Consider the following 19,581-nt stretch of genomic DNA (forward strand, 5'->3'; position numbering starts at 1 on the left):
TGAAGTTATTTTTTCGGAGTCAGAATTTTTTTGATCATTGCATCTTCTTTTAGAACCACATCATAGTAATACATTTCACCGTACAATTGTCGTGCAAATTCTGCTGTAATGTAACGATCTACCAAAGCTCTGGTTTTATCTAATTTCAAATCCAGACCCGTCATAAAAATGTAGTTTTTGAATTTCTTGAAATAAACATCAGATGTTTTCATTTTCTCTAAAAAGGCATTGAACTTCAATCCGGCAAAAGCATCTCTGTTTTTATCCAATTCTTCAAAAACAAAATGACCTACAATTCCGGTTTGCAGCAAATAAGCAACATTCTCATTTCCGTGCTCTGCTTCTAACGGAACAAAAACATCCGGAACAATTCCGCCACCGCCGTAAACGATTTTACCTTTTGGTGTTTTAAACTTTAAAGAATCGGCAACTTTTATACTGTCTTTTGCATAAAGCTCACCAGATTTAATACGCGATTCTGATTCTTTAAAATAGTCTTCATTTCCTTTTTTATATGGTTTCTGAATAGATCTTCCGGTTGGCGTATAATATCGTGCTACAGTTAATCTTACGGCTGATCCGTCGTTGAAATCCATTTCTCTTTGCACTAAACCTTTTCCAAACGAACGACGACCAACAATAGTTCCGCGATCATTATCCTGAATTGCACCCGCTAAAATTTCGCTTGCAGAAGCACTGTTTTCATTAATTAAAACATATACTTTTCCGGTTTCAAAACTACCGGCTTTTGTAGCGTATGTTTTTTCTGTAGTACCATTTTTATTTTTAGTAAAAACGATCAGTTGTTTATCTTTCAAAAATTCATCAGCGATCGCTACAGCTTCTTCCATATAACCTCCGCCATTATCCCGAAGATCAATTACCAAAGATTCAATTCCTTTTTGTTTTAATCGGGTTAAACCGGTTTTAAATTCATTAAAAGTAGTTTCAGCAAAACGATTGATTTTGATATAACCTGTATCACCTCCAACCATTAAAGATACATCGACACTTTTTATCGGGATAATATCTCTTTTAACTTTAAACTTCAGTTTCTTTTGTTCAGATTTTCTAAAAACGGTCAATTCAATTTCAGAACCTTGCTGGCCTTTTAATTTGGAGAATAAACTATCTGAAGGAAGTTTACGACCGTATAATTTTGTTTTTCCTGCAAATAAAATGCGGTCACCTGATTTTAATCCTGCTTTTGCCGATGGACCATTTTCTACCGGTTTAATGATAGCAACGGAATCTTTGTACATATAAAAATTGATTCCGATTCCAACGAAATCACCTTTCATGCTTTCGGCCACCTCAGCTTGTTCGCTTGGCGGAATATAAACAGAATGCGGATCTAATTTTGATAAGATATTATCTACTGTAAGATTTACAATAGAATCTGTATTGATACTGTCGACATATTCGTTATTAATAAAATCGATCAGTTTATTTAATTTGGTTTTGGAGTAATTTTTGGCCAAAAACTGATCATCTACGGGAGCACTCATCAGGCTTCCGAGAACTATACCTAGAGCAAGGGTCGCTCCGATAACTAGTGGCAAATATTTTGAATTAAATTTCATTTACTCTTCCAGTACAGGAATATGTTCTACTTCAATTCCTGCTTTTATTAAAAATTGAATTCCGGAATCATCACGATATCCATCTTTATACACCACTCTTTTTATTCCTGACTGATGTATTAATTTACTGCATTCTTTGCAGGGAGAAAGTGTAATATACAAAGTTGCTCCCTCGCAGGATTGCGTTGATCGTGCAACTTTTAAAATTGCATTTGCCTCGGCGTGTAATACGTCCCAGCGTGTTAAGCCTTCGTCATCTTCACAGCAATTTTCAAAACCCGATGGCGTTCCGTTATAACCGTCAGAAATAATCATTCTGTCTTTTACTATAATGGCTCCAACTTGTTTACGTTTGCAATACGATAAAAGACTCCATTCTTTTGCAATTCTTAAATAGGCTTTATCGTATTTATTTAATTTTTTTACTTCCATTTATTTTATCTGTTCCATATTGGGCTTTCAATAATCATCGGAATTACAACTCCAACAATAAAAGCAGACATTACAAGTGCCCAGTCGCGTTTTGAAAAACGAAATACAGTCTGAACTATATATGATATTACCAAAACAACGAAAACAACAACTAGCTGTGCGGTTTCTATTCCTAAAGCAAATTCACCTAAAGGTATTAATTTTGAACTTGCAGATCCTCCTAAAATAGTTTTAAAATAGTTTGAGAATCCAAGTCCGTGTATGATTCCAAAAAACAATGTCACAAAAAAGATCAAATTTACACCGTCGTTTTTCGTCGCTTTTCCGGCCGTAAACAAGTGATATAAAGCGGTAATTAAAATCGTGATTGGAATTAAAAATTCAACAAGATTAACTTTTACTGCTATAATTCCGAAAACAGAAAGTATTAATGCAACGGTATGACCGATCGTAAAAACAGAAACCAAAAGCAAAATACGTTTCCAGTCTTTAAATGTGTAAGGAACGGTTAAGGCGATTAAAAAAAGAACATGATCGTAGGCATTTATATCTAAAACATGTTTTAATCCTATTTGAAAATAAATCCAAAATTCTGACATAGGGGCAATTATATTAAATGATTAGGGGATGTAAACTTACGATTTATTTTGAAAATTTCGTAAAGTCTCTATTTAAAACAACGTAGAAAAATAAGTTAAATTTTATGAGAAATTTAAAAACATTAAATTAAAATAACTTTTATCTTTGTTTTATAAAAACCTTATTAATTATGCCATTTTCAGAATTATTTGACAACGAGTTCAAACAAAGAAACAGAGGACATTTCTCTGCTATTGTGCGTGTAGCTTATGCGGACGGAAAAATTAATGAAGAAGAAAAAGCGTTTTTGGACAAACTAGCTTCAAGATTAGAAATTTCGGAAGACGAATACAAAGAAATACTTGTAGACCCATGGAGTCATCCAATCAACCCTCCTTACTTACATACCCAGCGTTTAGAGCGTTTGTATGACTTAGCAAGAATGGTTCACGTTGACCACCATTTAGGAGACCAACAAGAAGTTATGCTAAACCGTATGGGATTAGCCTTAGGATTTACTCCTGGAAATGTTAACTATATTATTTCAAAAGCTTTGTCTCTTGTAGACAAAAAAGTAGATTTAGATACTTTCCTTTTTGAAATGGAACACATGAATAAATAATATTCAGTCATCAGTTTTTTAGTATTCAGCTTATACTGAAGATTAAAAATTGAAACTTTATATCAAATTAAAAAGCCGATAGATTTTAAAAATCTGTCGGCTTTGCTTTTTAATATTCAACTTGAAACTTGAAACAAATAAACCCGACAGGTTTTGAAAACCTGTCGGGTTTGCTTTAATATCAACTTCAAATCTGAAACTTCAAACCTGAAACCTGAAACAAAAATTTAATTCGCCTCAGCCATAAATTGCTCTGCTTTTTCTACCATACTGTGACTTCCGCAGAAAAAAGGAACTCTTTGATGTAATTCAGTTGGCTGGATTTCCATAATTCTTCCAAAACCATCTGTTGCTTTTCCTCCTGCTTGTTCTGCAATAAACGCCATTGGGTTACATTCATATAGTAAACGTAATTTTCCTTTTGGTGCTTTTGAACTTGTTGGATAAATATAAATTCCGCCTTTGATCATATTTCGATGAAAATCGGCTACTAAACTTCCGATATATCTTGAAGTATAAGGTCTGTCTTCTTCTTCACGCTGACAATACTTGATGTAATTTTTTACTCCTTGCGGAAAGTGAACATAATTTCCTTCGTTTACCGAGTAGATATTTCCTTTTTCCGGAAATTTCATATTCGGATGTGAAAGGTAAAATGTACCAATCGCCGGATTCAGTGTAAAACCATTTACACCATGTCCAGTCGTATACACCAACATAGTCGAAGTTCCATAAATTACATAACCTGCTGCCACCTGATTGATTCCCGGTTGTAAAAAATCCTCGCTTGTTACCGGGGTTCCTATTGGAGTAATTCTTCTGAAAACAGAAAAAATAGTTCCCACAGAAACATTTACATCAATGTTTGAAGATCCGTCAAGCGGATCCATTAAGATCACGTACTTATTATTATGACTGTTGTCGCTCCCCTGAACAGTAATAAAATCGTCGTTTTCTTCAGAAGCAATACCACAGACAATCTCACGGTTTATTAACGTCTGGATAAATACTTCGTTGGCATAGACATCTAATTTTTGCTGGTCTTCTCCCTGAACATTTTGTTCGCCTGCGGCGCCAATAATGTCCACTAGTCCGGCTTTGTTTACTTTATAGTTTACGACTTTTGCCGCCAAACGTATAGAGTTGATAATTCGGGAAAGCTCTCCCGACGAATACTGAAATGCTTTTTGGTTCTCAATAATAAACTCTCCCAGTGTTTTATTGCGTTCTTCCATTTGCTATAACGTTGTAGTTTTAATTTTAAGTCACAAATATCGTTTTTTTTGTGAGAATGATTTAAAAATTATTTTGTTAGTTTGCTACTATTGTATATTTGCTAATAATCAGCAGAAAGCACTAATTAAAACAATGCTTTTTTAGCTAATAAACATCTAATAATACGAATATATGAATATTAGAAAAGGAAATCCTGAAGACATGAAATCGGTTTTTGGATTAATACAGGAGCTGGCAATATTCGAAAAAGAACCTGAAGCAGTAGTAATTACAGAAGAGGATTTGATTCGTGACGGTTTTGGCGAAAAACCATTATTTAATGTTTTTGTTGCAGAGATTGAAAATGACGAAAATCAAAAAGAAATAGTTGGAATTGCCTTATATTATTATCGCTATTCAACCTGGAAAGGAAAAACAATACATCTTGAAGATTTGATTGTAAAAGAGAAAATGCGAGGTACCGGTTTAGGATCTGCACTTTATTCTGAAATTATGAAACAAGGAAAAAGAGACAATGTTCGAAGAGTAGAATGGAATGTTCTGGACTGGAATACTCCGGCAGTTAAATTCTACGAGAATTCAGGCGCAAAAATTCTCGAAGAATGGCGTGTTGTTCATATGGATGAAACCGGAATTGATTCGTTCTTAGAAAAATTATAACAAATTTGTTCGCCACGAATTACACAAATTAGCACGAATTAAATTAGTGGAAATTCGTGTAATTCGTGGCAAAAAAAAATACTAGATTTCAATTAATCTGAAATCTGAAATTAAAAATCTAAAATTAAAAATGAGAGTATTTAAATTTGGTGGAGCATCAGTAAAAGATGCAGACGGAATTAAAAACGTTTACGACGTTTTACAAAAAGTAGGTTACGAAGATGTGATTTTGGTTGTTTCGGCAATGGGAAAAACCACAAATGCTCTTGAAGTTGTAATCAAGAATTACTTTGAAAAATCGACAGAGTTAAATGCCTCTGTTCAGGAAATAAAAAAATATCACAATCAAATATTATTAGATTTATTTGAGGATGAAAAAAATGAGGTTTTTGCAGCTGTAACCGCTCAGTTTTCTGAATTGGAGTATTTTCTGGCACACAATAAATCGCCAAACTACAATTTTGTTTACGATCAGGTAGTGAGTTTTGGAGAATTAATCTCTACAACAATTTTAAGTCATTATATGAATTTCAGAGGAATTCAGACGAAATGGCTTGATGTTCGTAATTTTATTAAAACAGATGCAACTTACAGAGATGCCGAAGTTGATTGGGAAGCTACGCAACAAAATATCAGCAAAAATGTACCGCGCAAAATGCTAAACATCACGCAAGGTTTCCTTGGTGCCGACGAAAATAACTTTACTACAACTTTAGGTCGTGAAGGTTCTGATTATACTGCCGGTATTTTTGCTTATTGCTTAAATGCTGAAAGTGTTACGATCTGGAAAGACGTTCCAGGAGTTATGAATGCCGATCCGCGTTATTTTGAAAATGCAAGTTTGCTGAATCAAATTTCGTATCGTGAAGCAATCGAATTGGCATTTTACGGCGCAACGGTTATTCACCCAAAAACATTACAACCGTTACAGAAAAAAGAAATTCCGTTGTATGTAAAATCATTTATCAATCCTTTATTAAAAGGAACCTGTGTTTCTAAAGGTGTTGATTTAGAACCTCAATATCCTTGTTTCATTGTAAAAAGAGAGCAGCTTTTGATTTCGCTTTCTTCTATTGATTTCTCTTTTATTATGGAAGAAAACATCAGTGAGATTTTTGGATTATTCCACGAATTCAAAATCAAAGTAAACTTAATTCAGAACTCTGCCATTAGTTTCTCTGTTTGCGTGGAAGACAAATTTGGAAATTTCCCTGAAATGAATGCCACTCTTTCAAAAAAATTCAAAGTAGAATACAGCGAAAATGTAACCTTATATACAATCCGTCACTTTACAGAAGAGGCAGCACAAACAGTTGAAGCTAATAAAGAGGTTTTACTAAAACAAGTTAGCCGTGAAACCATGCAGATTGTGACTAAAGATTTAAATTAATATTGCTTTATAAAAGGTAATTATTCAATTCAAATAATAGAGAAAGGCTTCGCTTAAATAGCGAAGCCTTTTTTGTAAGAAATATTCTTGTTTGAATTAATTTAACTAACTTTACTTTCCGCGTACTAATTCTATTTTTGAATTATGAACAACAATGAACCATCAGAAGAAGAAAAAAACAAATGGATTAATGATCCTGACAACTGGGTTTGGGGGATTTTTTATTTTAATCCAAAAGACAAAAGGTTATTTCCTCCCAAGAAAATTAAAGAATTTGGATACACGACTAATTTTGCCAATCCTAATTCTGTTTTTGCACTTATTCTTTTAATGGCGGTTCTTATTATTTTAGGAAGATTTATAAAGTAAATTATTTAAAACTCTTTTTTATGGCTAAGAAAAACATCTTCTTATTTTTTCTCCTTCTTGGAATAGTGTTTATCATTTTAAACTTATTTTTAATTGTATCAAAGGAATCGAAAGACATTACGTTGACCGAATTTAGTATTGTAGTCGGGCCCATTTTATCCTGTATTGCTTTCTTTATTGGCTACAGGGTTGAAAACAAAAAAGAGGTTACCTAATTTTTTTGTTATTCTTAACTATAATAATCTACCTCGCTCTATTATTCTCAGACTGCTCAATTTCTGACTTTTTATAAGTTGTCTTTTTTGAATCTCCAAAATTGTAGGTTGCTATCAATTTAAAATAATTAGTGCTGTAGGTTCTGTGGTAATAAATCTGGGTTTGCCCAACATTGTAATCTCCAGAAACCATAAACTTATGAAAGATGTCGTTTGCAGTAAAATTGAGTTTTAAGGCATCTTTAAAAAAGTTTCTTTCTATACCTAAAGTTACTGTCGATCTCTTGTTATCACTTCCTAAACCATAACTTCTATTTCCTAAATACCAAGCTAGAAGCTGAAGTTTAAAAAGTTTAGGAATCGTAAATGTATTATTAGTATATAAATACAACTGTGGTTTTACGGGACTAAATTCAAATGCATAAAAATTGTCTACAGATTTAGTTAAATTCATGTTGATTGTATTGGTCGAATTCCACCATTTGAGATTGAAAGATCTTGAAAGCGAAGTAAAAAAAGCATGTCCTTTCTCGAGATTTAAAGCCCTTAAAATATAACTATTTGGTGTATCACCGCGCAAGGCCGCAGCAGAAATCGGGTCAATTTTATAGGTATATCCAATCTTAAAATCAAACTTTTTGTACATCGTGCCTATTTCAAAAGCATGCGTTTTTTCCGGAAGCAAATTCGGATTGCCTTCAATAGTAGTAAAAGGATCCTGATAAATCACATACGGGTTTAAAGCCTGATATCTTGGTCTTGTTATTCTGGAAACATAGGAAAAATGCCCTTTCCAATCTTCTGAAAAGTCAAAATTTAAAAGTACGTTTGGAAAAAAATTGCCGTACGTTTTTTCAAATTTCTGCATTCCATTGGCATTTGTAAATAAATTATAGCTTGTTTTTTCGGCTCTTGCACCAAGCGAAAAATTGACTTTTTCACTCCATGTTCCAACATAATTAAAATAGGCGGCTGCAATTTTTTCGTTGTATTCAAAGTCGCTCGAAAGTTCATCGTCCATTTCGTAGTTTCCATCTTCAGAATTAGAAATCAAGAAATCTGTTCCCGAGTTTATGGTGGCGTGACTGAACTTTGCTCCTGTTTCCAGCTTTGTTTTTTCATTTATTTTCTTCGAATAATCAGCTTGAACTGCAATTATATTGATTCGACTTCCCACATTATTCTTCAAATATTTTTGGGAATCTGTTTGTCCAACTAAACTATTTTCTTCAATAAAGTCTCCAATTGTCTGATTGTAATTGGAATATTGCGACCCCACAAACAATGTCGAACCCTTTTCATCGGTTTTTCTATTATAATTTAGATTAATAAACTGATTGAGTAAAACATCATTTCGGTCTACAACTGTTGCATAAAAACTGTTTCCTAAATTATCAGCAATTGAATTTCTGCTTTCAACAGTTCCGCCCAAATCATTCACATTTCCGCTATAAGCGAGTGAAATATAATGATCTGAAGAAAAACTATATTGAAGTCCGAATCCGAAATTAGAATAATTATTAAACCTTCTTTTCCAGTCCGTTGTCAGTTCCGATTTCATGTATTCATCAGGATTTGGGCGTGTTCTTGTGGTATAAAGTAATTCGCGGTTTCTTCCTAACTGCAAACCATAATTGGTTACAAAAGAGAATTTCCCTTTAGAATAACTAAAATCAAGAAGCGTATTATAAAGTGTTCCGCCAAATTTAGAAACCGTTACGTGCTGATTTGCAGTCCCCATTATTCCGCTTTCTATATTTTGCTTGGTAATAATATTGATTACTGCTTTTCCTTCGGCATCGTATCTGGAAGACGGATTAGAAATAACTTCAATTTTCTGAATCTGCGAAACCGGAATTGCGGCAAACCGTTCGTAATTAATCAAAATTCCGTTGAGATAAATAATTGCTTCGCCTTTTCCGAGAACACTGATTTCTCCATCGGCAACTACTACATTTGGAACTCTGCCTAACAATTCGTTTACCGAACTGCTTGTGGCCAGAACAGTTCCGTTTACATTCACCTCAAGATTTCCGTTTGCTCCATATTTCATTAATGAAGGCTGGCTTTTTACTACAACTTCTGTTAACTGATTCTGATTTTCTTTTACAATAATAGAACCTAAATCTACATTTTCATTTCCGTCATAACTCACACGGAGATATTGGTCAGCAAATTCTCCTGAAGTTAATTTAACTAAAACCTCTCTTTCATTGATTCCTGTTATTTGGAAAACGCCATCCAAAAAATCCTGATGTTTAATTAGTATCGAATCTTTTATTGTTAACACAGAAGCTGTTCCCATCATCAATTGATGGTTTGAATTGACGACTTTTCCAGAAACTTTCTGAATGAACTGTGCATTGGATTGCGTTACATTTAGAAGAAAACAATAAATGTAAGCGATAATTAAAACTGAAAACCTCATAAAATTCTAGCGATTAGTTTGACTTTGATAAAACAAAAGTCAGTTCTAAATCGCACTAAAAGGTAATCGAAAGCGAAATCAGGAGTACTGATTTATAAATTAGGACTCAAATTTTAGGATTGCAAAGCCTGAATTTGATAATTAAGAGGGGTTGTTCCGGTATGTTTTTTAAAGGCAGCAAAGAATGTCGATTTAGAATTAAAACCAACATCGTAGCCAACAGATTCTAAAGTTAATTTATCTGTCGAAGCAATAATTTTACATGCTTCATTGATTCTGAATTCGTTTACAAAACTGGTAAAATTCTTTCCCAGATTATTATTTAAAAACTGCGACAACTGATGACCGGAAATATTAATTTCCTTAGACAAATCTTGTAGTGTGAGGTTTGGATTTTTGTACAAACTCTTTTCAAACATGACGTTTTCTAGTTTTGCTGACCAAATTACAGCTTCAGCCGAATCGATCTTTTTACTCGAAATCTTCGGACCGTATAGTAAAAATAAATCGTCTGTTTTTTTTCGGTACAAAAGAATTGAAATTCCTAAATATAAAATGAACGAAAAAACAACTGCGCCACTTATATATAATGCACCGGGCGCCCCTATGATAGCTAAAAAATAGAAAAAGAATAAAAGGAAGTTACCAAAAAATAGCATTCCGAACCACATTTCGGCTGGACTTGCTTTTTCTTTTCTGGTCACGATTTTCCTCAAAACATTACGAAGTTCTAAACCCGCAAATACAATATAAGCAAACCATTGCAGGTATATGATTCTGATGAAAAATCCGCTCCAAAGTTTTGGATAAACTTCATAGGGATACAAAACACCCACCACAACAGCTAAAGTTCCCCATAAAGCGAGCATCATTTTCCAGGATTTTGGCATGATCTGTACTTCATCAACAGCCGATTTTATAAAATAATACAAACAAGGCCCGATGAAAAAACAAGCTGTAAGCCCAAATTGCAGATACATTTTTGGAAGTTCAGGATGAAAATAAACAAATACCGATTTTGCAATTCTAATACTTAAGGCAAACAAAAGCGCACCCAGAAAATAATTCGTCAGGTATTTTTTCTTGGTAAAAAGAAAAAAATAAACACCGAGAATAATTCCGTTGAAAGCGCCTAAAGCACTAAAAAAGAATAAAAGTTCCTTGCCAGCATCCATAAATTAAGTCTGTTATATCTTAAACAAAGCTAGAAAGATTATTTTTAAATGAAAATAAATCAGTTAACTTTATATTTAAGGAAATTAGTTGGGTAAAATAAATCAAAAATAATTTTATATTTTGTAAAATCTAATCTTAACCCGTTGGGTGAAATTGAACAAAATTTAATTTAAAAACATAGAAATATAGGCTTTTACTCAAGATTAAAGAAAAAGCAAGCTTTAAAACATAGCTCTATGTATATTATTAGAAGTAAAACGTCTTTTTTAATGCTATAAAAACATAGCCCAAGGTTTCAACCTTGGGGACGTAACGATAATCGCTTCTCTTTATGTACCCAAGGTTGAAACCTTGGGCTATATTGATTTAGAATCTCATTCTTAAATTATATAGAAAAAGCTTTTACAAATAGTCACGAATCGTTGAGACTATGTATTAAAAATAATTGTACCCAACGGGTTAAAAATATATTTTTACTTCGGATAAAACTCAAAATCCGACGTCTGATTTTCCCAATTATAAATACTACTTTTGGCTTTTAAGAGTTTAAGTATTTATGTTGAAAAAATTACTGTTTTTTACGGTTTTCATCTGGTTTTCTGCGCTTCAGGCTCAGGATACGGAATCAGCATACAAAACCAAAAAAGTAATTGCAACACGCGACACCATTCATCTGGAGAAATTCAGTATAAACCCTGATTTCTTTGAACTTTTAAATACTAAAAATGAAGCTGTCGATTCTACTTTTTATAAAATTGATTTTCAAAAAGGAACATTACTTTTAGACCCAAAATTTAATGCTGTTTCAGATACTTTAATTATCAATTATCTTACTTATCCTGATTTTATTACCAAAGAATACAGCCTTTATAAATCGGATCAGATTGTAACGAATGATGTCGGAACCGAAAAACTGTACCGAATTGATAATGCAAATGATAAAAAAGTCACTCCTTTTGATGGTTTAAATACTTCGGGAAGTATTACCAGAGGACTTACTGTTGGGAACAATCAAAATACGGTTTTAAACTCCAATCTTGATTTACAAATTACCGGAAAACTATCCGATAAAGTAAGTTTGCGGGCATCGCTTCAGGATAATAATATCCCGTTGCAGGATGGTGGATATTCTCAAAAATTAGATCAGTTCGATAATATTTTCATGGAGCTTTTTAGTGACGACTGGAATATTCGGGCGGGAGATATTTTTTTAGAAAATCGGAAAACACAATTTTTAAACTTCAACAAAAAGGTTCAGGGACTTTCTGCCAATTTTGATTTTGATACCGACAAAAGCAAAACCAATGTTTTTGCATCGGTTTCATTTGTAAAAGGACAATATGCCAAAAGTACCTTTACAGGCCAGGAAGGAAATCAGGGACCGTATAAACTAAAAGGTCAAAATGGCGAATTGTACGTTTTAGTAATTTCAGGTTCTGAGCGCGTTTATGTAAACGGTGTTTTGCTAAAACGCGGTGAAAACAATGATTATGTAATTGATTATAATGCGGGAGAAATTATTTTTACCTCGCTTTTTACGATCACTTCTGAAATGCGAATTAATGTTGAATATCAATATTCCGAACGAAATTACAATCGTTTGGTAACGTATGTTGGCGGAACTCACGAAAATAAAAACTGGAGTTTTGGAGGTTATTTATACTCTGAAAGTGATTTAAAAAATCAGCCTTTACAGCAAAATCTTTCGGCAGATCAGGTTCAGATTTTAAGTCAGGCGGGAGATGATCCTAATTTAATGAAAGCGCCTTCTGCATTTGAAGATGTTTATGCCGACAACAAAATCTTATATAGAAAAACTTTAATCAATTCAGTTGAAGTTTATGAGTATTCTAAGGACGCTACAGAGGTTTTATATAATGTGAAATTTAGTCTGGTTGGGAATAATCTCGGAAATTATATCATTCAGAATAATACTTCGGTCGAGAGAATTTACGAATATATATCGCCTCAAAACGGTATTCCGCAGGGAAATTATGAACCGATTGTACAATTGATTGCGCCAATAAAACTTCAGGTTGCTACTTTTCTTGGAAAATACAATCCAAATGAAAAAACGCTTGCCGATTTTGAAATTGCCATTAGCAATAATGATAAAAACTTATTCTCTACGATTGATGACGGAAATAACGAAGGAATTGCTTTTAAAACCAACATCAAAAAACGTCTTTTTACCAGAAGCTGGACATTGGATGCTTTTGTTAATTATCAGTTTGTACAGGAAAATTTTAAATCGGTTGAACGTTTGTATAATATCGAATTTAATCGTGACTGGAATTTAAACACTGCTTTATCCGGGAATCAAAGTTTATTGGTTACGGGATTAAATTTTGATTTGTTTTCGACAAAAGAAACAGCAAACATTGGTCTTTTTACTTATCAGTTTGAGAAACTTGATTTTACCGAAAGTTATTCGGGAGCGCGACATACGACGACGGCTTTCTTTAAACTAAAAAACTGGACTATAGAAAATCAGGGTAGTTTTTTAAATTCTGATGCTACAACTTCGACTTCAAAATTCATCAGAAATCAAACCCGAACAAAATATCATTTTGGTAAAAACTGGGTTGGTGCGAGTATGCAGCTTGAGGATAATCAGGAAAAAGACAAAGTCACGAATCAGTTTTCGGCTTTAAGCCAACGATTTTCTGAATTTGGAACTTTTATTGGCCGTGGCGACAGTACAAAGGTTTTTGTTGAATTAGGTTTTTTACAACGCCGAAATGATAGTTTGCAAAACGGATTGCTACAACATGTAAACAATTCGCAAACGTATTATTTAAAGTCAAAAATAATCCAGAACAAAAAGACAGATCTGGCGGTTTATGCGAGTTACAGAAACTTGGATTTCACTGATCAAACGAGAAAAAATGAGCCTTCATTAAATTCAAGAGTTCTATACAATGATCGCTTTTTTAATCAGTTTATGCAAATAGGAACTGCTTACGAAACTAGTTCAGGAACTATTGCGCAGCAGGAATTTACTTATATTGAAGTTCCAACGGGTCAAGGTGTTTATACCTGGAATGATTATAACGGAAACGGAATTCAGGAATTGGAAGAATTTGAGGTTGCTGCTTATGCCGATCAGGCGAGATATATCAGGATCTTTTTGCCCAATCAGGTTTATATCAAAACCAATCAGAATAAATTTTCTCAATCTGTGACTTTGAATCCGCTGCAATGGCAAAATGAGAAAGGTCTAAAAAAAATTATTTCCTATTTCTATAATCAGACTTCCTTTATTATGGATCGTAAAGTAAAAAGTGAAGGCGGACGCTTAGAACTAAATCCTTTTGATTCTTCTGAAGAAAATATTCTGGGACTGAATTCCAGTTTTAGAAATAGCTTATTTTATAATAGAGGTAAGCAGAAACATTCTGTTACCTATTCTTATTTAATTAATAAGGGGAAAAACCTGCTTTCGGTTGGTTCACAAAATGTCAAAAACAATTCGCATCAATTACAATATACGCACTTGCTGCAAAAAAGCTGGTTGTTTAATTTTTTCACCAAGACGATAAAAACTGATTTGATTTCTAAAGATTTCACTGAGAAAAACTACGATTTGAAAGGGTATCAGATTGCACCAAAAATCAGTTATTTATTTTCTAAAAACACAAGTCTGGATTTCTTTTATGAATTTCAGAATAAAGAAAATCAGATTGGAAATTTTGAGACTTTGGTTCAAAACCGCCTTGGAACTTCTTTTTCATTCGCCGGAGAAAAGAAAGTGACTTTAAATGGTGAGTTTTCTTTTTATGAAAATAAATTCAACGGAAACGAATTTTCATCTGTAGGATTTCAAATGCTTGAAGGTCTTCAGGCGGGACAAAACTTAGTCTGGAAATTACTTTTACAAAAAAATATTACTTCCTTTTTAGATGTTAATTTAAACTATCAGGGTCGAAAAAGCGAGACCGGAACAACCGTTCATACAGGAAATGTTCAGCTTCGCGCTTATTTTTAATCGTTTGCAAAAAAGCTAAGAATAAATTGATTAATTTTAATTGAAATTTAAACTCTTAACCTTATGAAAAAATTATTATTACTTTGTTTTATAGTCGTTTTCTCTTCTAATTTTTATGCTCAGGAAACTGCTGCAAAAACAACTAAGAGTAAAACTGAGGCATCTGCTAAAAAAGCAAAATCTGATGCTACCAAGGCTAAGTCTGATGCTAAAAAAGAAGCTGATAAAGCTAAAAAATCTGCTGACAAAGCAACAGATGCATCTACAAAAGCGAAGAAAGAATCTGCAAGCGCTGCTAAGAAAACAGCCGATAAAGAAACTGCAAAAGCAAAAAAAGAATCAGCAACTGCAGCTAAAAAAACAGCCGACAAAGAAGCAACAAAAGCGAAAAGCGAAGCCGCAAAAGCTACAAAAGCCGCTGACAAAGCAGAAAGTGCAAAAACAGATGCCAAGAAAACAGCAGACAAAGCTGATGCTGCTAGCAAATCTGCAAAGAAAGATGCTGAAACAGCCAAAAAAACGGCTTCAAAAACAAGCACTAAGACTTTAAAAGAAACCAACGAGAAAGCTCCAAAAGTGGCTGATAAAGTTACCGGTGAATACAACGGAAAAAAAGTATATACAGGCCCAAGAGGTGGTAAATACTACATTAACAAAAACGGAAATAAAACTTATATTCAGGATTAAGGTTCTGAGGTTCTGAGACACTAAGGGACTAAGTTTTTTTTAGATTGCGCTTTGAACCATTTACTTGACAAACCGAACTTAAGTTCGGTTTTTTTTATTTTCTAAACAGAAATCTTAGCAACTTAGTACCTTAGCATCTTAGAATCTTAGCCCCTCAGAACCTTAAATCAGAGTTAATAATTTAGTAATGTGTGCGAAATATCATAAAAAACATATTTCTTTATCTTCGTTTTCAAAAAGCGTTAAATTATGAGCATTGACTATTCTGCTAACAAAACTATATTAGTTGCTCCTTTAAACTGGGGATTAGGCCATGCCACCAGGTGTATCCCGATTATCAAAGCGCTTCAGGAAAACAAATTTATTCCGATTATCGCTTCTGATGGTGTTGCTTTGGCTTTATTGAGAAAAGAATTTCCATACATACAAACTCTGGAATTGCCTTCCTATCATATTGAATATGCTAAAAATGGCAAAAACTTTAAATGGAAACTGATTAAAAATTTACCCAAAATGATCACGGCCATTTTGGATGAAAAAAAAGTGGTGAATTCCTGGATCAAAAAACACGGAATTGACGGCATCATATCAGATAATCGATTGGGGGTTTTCAGTAGAAAAGTTCCATCGGTTTTTATGACGCATCAGTTAAATGTTATGACCGGAAATACAACTTGGTTTACCAGTAAATGTCATCAGTATTTTATAAAGAAATACACAGAATGCTGGGTTCCTGATTCTAACGAGAAAACGAATCTTACCGGCGATTTAGGGCATTTAAAAACCAATCATCTGAATTTAAAATATATTGGTCCTTTGAGCCGAATGCGTCAAAAGGAAATAGATAAGGTTTATGACTTAATGATTATTTTATCCGGACCAGAACCTCAGCGTACTTATTTAGATGAAAAGCTACAAAAGGAAGTAGCTAACTATAAAGGTAAAGTTGTTTTTGTACAAGGTCTTGTCGAGAAAGTGCAAAATAAGTGGCAAGCCGGAAATGTTACTTACTACAATTTCATGAACTCTAAACAACTGGAACAGACTTTTAACGAAAGTGAATTTGTTTTATGTCGCTCCGGTTATACAACTGTAATGGATTTGGCAAAACTGGGCAAAAAAGCTTTTTTTATACCAACTCCCGGGCAATATGAACAGGAGTATCTGGCAATAAAACTTCAGGAAGAAAATCTTGTACCGTATGCAATGCAAGACGACTTTACGATTGAAGATTTATCAAAAGTAAAGTCGTTTAAAGGATTGTCTCAATTTAAAAATGAAATTGACTGGGACTCGTTATTTTCTGTTTTTGAAGATGAAGCTCCAAATTAAAAAACTATAAGATTTTTCAAATTCCAAACTAACAGAAATATAAAAACTGCGTCTTTGCGATAACGAATTTGTATAAGCTGCGTCCAAAATTAGAACACGGATAAAACTGATTCACTATCGCGAAGGCGCGGATTAAACTGTTTTTTTTACTTTAGAAGTTGAACTGCGCTTGCAAACGCAATAAATTTCCTTCTTGTCTATTAATCGGGCGAGCGCTGTCTACATAAGATCTGTCTGCAATCACGTATTCAGCTGTTAATTCTAATGCTTTGATTGGTTGCCATTCAATACCAAACTGATAATCTCTTACGACATAACTTCTGGCGTCTTTTTCATATTTCTTACCTCCGTCATAATATTGAAATTGAGCGTAAGGATAAATATGTTGCTTTTTGATATCCCATTTATAATTCAGTAAAACATAGCCTCCATTCAAACTGGTTTGATCAACGGTATTGGTTACAGGATTATAACGCGGTCCTTTACCAATATTATACTCGGTCTGGATTCCAAAAGGTTTTGGATATAGAACAAAAGTTGCTCCTATTCTTTCATCTTTCACATACTTAGGATCATTAACAGTAACGCCTGGAGAAATTTCATCTGTAAAAGCCCACTTCCCATCATAGGCCTGAATTCCAGGCTCGATAATCTGACTTCCAATTACAAAAGGATAAGATACTCTGGCTACTACATTCAAATCTCTGTTTGCATCAATTTTGTTAGCAATCTGTCCATTATAAACACCAAATGCAAATACACCATAATCACCCGAACCTTTGTAGCCATCTTTTACCAACATGGCAAAACGCTCTCTGATTTCTTCAGGCGCCCAATAAAAAATCAGTCCCAAATCACGTTCATTTGCTATTGAACTGTTTATTCCATCTGGACGATCTAATGTTAAACGTTGTGAACTAGACTGCATGTTTACGAATCCGTATGGAATTTTACTTTGCCCTACACGAACGCGATATTCTCTTTTTTTATCAAAAGAAAGGTCAAAATACAAGTCACGCACCTGAACAAAATTTTGGATTCCGGTAACTGGTGAGCTGGCAAAATCGGGTTGAAAATAAAAGAAAACATTTGGATGAACCTGACCCGAAAACACTAAACGTGCACGACGAATAAAAAGTCCGTTATTTGCTTTTGCATCTGGCGCGGTTGAAGTTGTTCCCCAGGATCTGTCACACTGGTCACAAGTAATTTTGTCATTTGTAGAAAGCAGACCATTGTATCGAATTTGAGCATAACCTCTTAACGAGATTTTATCGTACCAATGTTCTTCAACTCCTCCTCCAGATTTAGTTTCCGGAAGTTTTGATTTATTAATAGAATCTAAAAGACGCATTACTTCGTTTTTTACATCCTGTTTATTTAATTCCTGCGCATTAACGGCACAAGTAAGCACTAATAAAACCGCAATCAATATTTTTTTTATCATTTTTTCTAACGTCCTTGATTTCAAGATGCAAAGATGTATCACCTATGTTAAGAAAACATTAACAGGATGTTACTATAATAAAAATTTATTGTTACGGACTGAATCCGTATGTTGATTTATTGTTAAAACCTAGGTTTTACAGCTTTTAACGAAAACCGGATTACAATTTTTTAACTTCAGGTTTTTGTATTTTGTGTGCTTTTTCAAGTGTAAAAGAGAATTCTGAACCAATTCCGAACTCACTTTCGACATAAACTTTTTCTTTATGTGCTTCGATAATATGTTTTACGATGGCCAAACCTAATCCGGAACCTCCTTCAGAACGTGTTCCGCTTTTATCAACTCTGTAAAAACGCTCAAAAAGTCTTGAAATATTTTGTTTTTCTACTCCTTCTCCGTTATCACTAATTCGGATTAAGACTTTTTTCTTGGTAAGATTTACTACGCCAACTTCAGTCAGACCACCTTCCTTACCATATTTAATGGAGTTGACAATTAAATTTTCTAAAACTTGCTGAATTCTGTCCTGATCGCCACGAATAATAACCGACTGTACATTTTTACTTTCAAAAGCCAGTTTGATTTTCTTTTTATCAGCTTTCATTTCCAGTAAATCAAACACATTCTGAATCAGCACCACGATATCAAAATCAGTCATATTTAAATCTAAATCTCCCGATTCTAATTTGGTGATCATGTCAAGATCTTCCACAATATAGATCAAACGTTCTACACCTTTCTCAGCACGTTTTAAATATTTTTTACGAATGTTTTTATCATCCATCGCTCCATCCAGCAAAGTTGACACATAACCTTGCACTGTGAATAAAGGCGTTTTAAGTTCGTGTGAAACATTCCCTAGAAATTCTCTTCGATATTGTTCACGAATTTCAAGCATTTCGATTTCAAGCTTTTTATCTGTCGCAAACTTTTTTACTTCGCGCGAAAGCGTTTCCATATCGGTTGTTATCGGCTGATTAATTAACGGTGTAGATTCTAATAACGAAACCTCATCGTAAATTTTCTTTACTCGTCGATATATAAAACGTTCTACACGGTATTGTAAAACCAAAAAAGAGAAAATATAGATTGAAATGATGAAAATTATTCCAAACGCAATTTGATGTTTCAGTTGGTTTTTATAAAATAAAGACATTAAAATCAGCACAAATCCTGTTGAAAACAGACTTATATATAATGCCGATTTAATAGCAAATTTGTATGTTTTTTTAAAATTAATTTTCATTGAAAGTAATTAACCATTAAGAGATTAAGGAAATTAAGCTTAACTCAAAAACCATATAAGAAATTGAAGATAATGAACTTCAATTTCTTATATGGTTTAAATTTATTGAATGTTTTTAAAACAATTTGAATTCGTTAAAATGTAATCTAAAATTCTGCCGTTGTATAAATCTTAGCGACTTAGAAACTTAG

General features: G+C 33.5%; 15 protein-coding genes. 7 read left to right on the top strand and 8 right to left on the bottom strand.

Annotated features, from left to right (window positions below; all coding sequences use genetic code 11):
• Positions 1–5 precede the first annotated feature (5 nt).
• Genes KHA98_RS20790 through KHA98_RS20800 form a run of 3 tightly spaced genes read right to left on the bottom strand, consistent with a single transcriptional unit; the run spans position 6 to position 2,614 of the window.
• On the bottom strand, positions 6–1,583 hold the full coding sequence (locus KHA98_RS20790) for a S41 family peptidase (RefSeq protein WP_213259913.1): 1,578 nt from the start codon (positions 1,581–1,583) through the stop codon (positions 6–8).
• Complete coding sequence (locus KHA98_RS20795) at positions 1,584–2,015, bottom strand: deoxycytidylate deaminase (RefSeq protein WP_213259914.1); 432 nt, start codon at positions 2,013–2,015, stop codon at positions 1,584–1,586.
• A gap of 5 nt (positions 2,016–2,020) precedes the next feature.
• Positions 2,021–2,614, bottom strand: coding sequence for a HupE/UreJ family protein (locus KHA98_RS20800; RefSeq protein WP_213259915.1), 594 nt, complete (start codon positions 2,612–2,614; stop codon positions 2,021–2,023).
• A gap of 170 nt (positions 2,615–2,784) precedes the next feature.
• Here KHA98_RS20800 and KHA98_RS20805 point away from each other — a divergent pair, with 170 nt between their 5' ends.
• Positions 2,785–3,216 carry a tellurite resistance TerB family protein gene (locus KHA98_RS20805; RefSeq protein ID WP_213259916.1) on the top strand — a complete coding sequence of 144 codons (432 nt, stop codon included), beginning with the start codon at positions 2,785–2,787 and terminating at the stop codon, positions 3,214–3,216.
• Between the two features lie 227 nt (positions 3,217–3,443).
• Here KHA98_RS20805 and fbp read toward each other — a convergent pair whose 3' ends face one another.
• Positions 3,444–4,451, bottom strand: coding sequence for a class 1 fructose-bisphosphatase (gene fbp / locus KHA98_RS20810; RefSeq protein WP_213259917.1), 1,008 nt, complete (start codon positions 4,449–4,451; stop codon positions 3,444–3,446).
• Positions 4,452–4,623: 172 nt separating this feature from the next.
• Between fbp and KHA98_RS20815 the strand changes: the two genes are divergently transcribed.
• From KHA98_RS20815 to KHA98_RS20825, 3 genes are all read left to right on the top strand, one after another.
• A complete protein-coding gene (locus KHA98_RS20815) occupies positions 4,624–5,112 on the top strand; it encodes a GNAT family N-acetyltransferase (RefSeq protein ID WP_213259918.1) in 489 nt (162 codons plus the stop codon).
• A gap of 130 nt (positions 5,113–5,242) precedes the next feature.
• Positions 5,243–6,502, top strand: a complete 1,260-nt coding sequence (locus KHA98_RS20820) for an aspartate kinase (RefSeq protein WP_213259919.1) — start codon at positions 5,243–5,245, stop codon at positions 6,500–6,502.
• A gap of 144 nt (positions 6,503–6,646) precedes the next feature.
• Entirely contained in the window at positions 6,647–6,871 is a 225-nt protein-coding gene (locus KHA98_RS20825; RefSeq protein WP_213259920.1) for a DUF5808 domain-containing protein, read from the top strand.
• Between the two features lie 243 nt (positions 6,872–7,114).
• Here the strand turns inward: KHA98_RS20825 and KHA98_RS20830 are convergent, their stop codons facing one another.
• Together KHA98_RS20830 and KHA98_RS20835 are read right to left on the bottom strand one after the other, a co-directional pair.
• On the bottom strand, positions 7,115–9,514 hold the full coding sequence (locus KHA98_RS20830) for a TonB-dependent receptor domain-containing protein (RefSeq protein WP_213259921.1): 2,400 nt from the start codon (positions 9,512–9,514) through the stop codon (positions 7,115–7,117).
• 113 nt (positions 9,515–9,627) lie between these two features.
• Positions 9,628–10,689: a helix-turn-helix domain-containing protein gene (locus KHA98_RS20835; RefSeq protein WP_213259922.1), complete on the bottom strand. Its 1,062-nt coding sequence runs from the start codon at positions 10,687–10,689 to the stop codon at positions 9,628–9,630.
• A 557-nt stretch (positions 10,690–11,246) separates the two neighbouring features.
• On the opposite strand from KHA98_RS20835, the gene KHA98_RS20840 reads away from it, so the two are divergent.
• The 3 genes from KHA98_RS20840 to KHA98_RS20850 all read left to right on the top strand — a co-directional run bounded on the left by KHA98_RS20840 (position 11,247) and on the right by KHA98_RS20850 (position 16,697).
• Complete coding sequence (locus tag KHA98_RS20840; RefSeq protein WP_213259923.1) at positions 11,247–14,678, top strand: hypothetical protein; 3,432 nt, start codon at positions 11,247–11,249, stop codon at positions 14,676–14,678.
• 63 nt (positions 14,679–14,741) lie between these two features.
• Positions 14,742–15,365: a hypothetical protein gene (locus KHA98_RS20845; RefSeq protein WP_213259924.1), complete on the top strand. Its 624-nt coding sequence runs from the start codon at positions 14,742–14,744 to the stop codon at positions 15,363–15,365.
• Between the two features lie 249 nt (positions 15,366–15,614).
• Entirely contained in the window at positions 15,615–16,697 is a 1,083-nt protein-coding gene (locus KHA98_RS20850) for a glycosyltransferase (protein WP_213259925.1), read from the top strand.
• 151 nt (positions 16,698–16,848) lie between these two features.
• Here KHA98_RS20850 and KHA98_RS20855 read toward each other — a convergent pair whose 3' ends face one another.
• Positions 16,849–18,144 carry a porin gene (locus KHA98_RS20855; protein ID WP_213259926.1) on the bottom strand — a complete coding sequence of 432 codons (1,296 nt, stop codon included), beginning with the start codon at positions 18,142–18,144 and terminating at the stop codon, positions 16,849–16,851.
• 160 nt (positions 18,145–18,304) lie between these two features.
• Positions 18,305–19,390, bottom strand: a complete 1,086-nt coding sequence (locus KHA98_RS20860; protein WP_213259927.1) for a sensor histidine kinase — start codon at positions 19,388–19,390, stop codon at positions 18,305–18,307.
• Between the last annotated feature and the right edge of the window lie 191 nt (positions 19,391–19,581).

The organism is Flavobacterium branchiicola (genome assembly GCF_018383905.1).
Lineage (GTDB): Bacteria > Bacteroidota > Bacteroidia > Flavobacteriales > Flavobacteriaceae > Flavobacterium > Flavobacterium branchiicola.

Bases quoted from the DNA above. Each gene is read 5' to 3' on its own strand.
- KHA98_RS20815 (WP_213259918.1), top strand. From the start codon at position 4,624: ATGAATATTAGAAAAGGAAATCCTGAAGACATGAAATCGGTTTTTGGA.
- KHA98_RS20840 (WP_213259923.1), top strand. From the start codon at position 11,247: ATGTTGAAAAAATTACTGTTTTTTACGGTTTTCATCTGGTTTTCTGCG.
- KHA98_RS20820 (WP_213259919.1), top strand. From the start codon at position 5,243: ATGAGAGTATTTAAATTTGGTGGAGCATCAGTAAAAGATGCAGACGGA.
- KHA98_RS20830 (WP_213259921.1), bottom strand. From the start codon at position 9,514: ATGAGGTTTTCAGTTTTAATTATCGCTTACATTTATTGTTTTCTTCTA.
- KHA98_RS20790 (WP_213259913.1), bottom strand. From the start codon at position 1,583: ATGAAATTTAATTCAAAATATTTGCCACTAGTTATCGGAGCGACCCTT.
- KHA98_RS20825 (WP_213259920.1), top strand. From the start codon at position 6,647: ATGAACAACAATGAACCATCAGAAGAAGAAAAAAACAAATGGATTAAT.
- KHA98_RS20860 (WP_213259927.1), bottom strand. From the start codon at position 19,390: ATGAAAATTAATTTTAAAAAAACATACAAATTTGCTATTAAATCGGCA.
- KHA98_RS20850 (WP_213259925.1), top strand. From the start codon at position 15,615: ATGAGCATTGACTATTCTGCTAACAAAACTATATTAGTTGCTCCTTTA.
- fbp (WP_213259917.1), bottom strand. From the start codon at position 4,451: ATGGAAGAACGCAATAAAACACTGGGAGAGTTTATTATTGAGAACCAA.
- KHA98_RS20795 (WP_213259914.1), bottom strand. From the start codon at position 2,015: ATGGAAGTAAAAAAATTAAATAAATACGATAAAGCCTATTTAAGAATT.
- KHA98_RS20805 (WP_213259916.1), top strand. From the start codon at position 2,785: ATGCCATTTTCAGAATTATTTGACAACGAGTTCAAACAAAGAAACAGA.
- KHA98_RS20835 (WP_213259922.1), bottom strand. From the start codon at position 10,689: ATGGATGCTGGCAAGGAACTTTTATTCTTTTTTAGTGCTTTAGGCGCT.
- KHA98_RS20845 (WP_213259924.1), top strand. From the start codon at position 14,742: ATGAAAAAATTATTATTACTTTGTTTTATAGTCGTTTTCTCTTCTAAT.
- KHA98_RS20855 (WP_213259926.1), bottom strand. From the start codon at position 18,144: ATGATAAAAAAAATATTGATTGCGGTTTTATTAGTGCTTACTTGTGCC.
- KHA98_RS20800 (WP_213259915.1), bottom strand. From the start codon at position 2,614: ATGTCAGAATTTTGGATTTATTTTCAAATAGGATTAAAACATGTTTTA.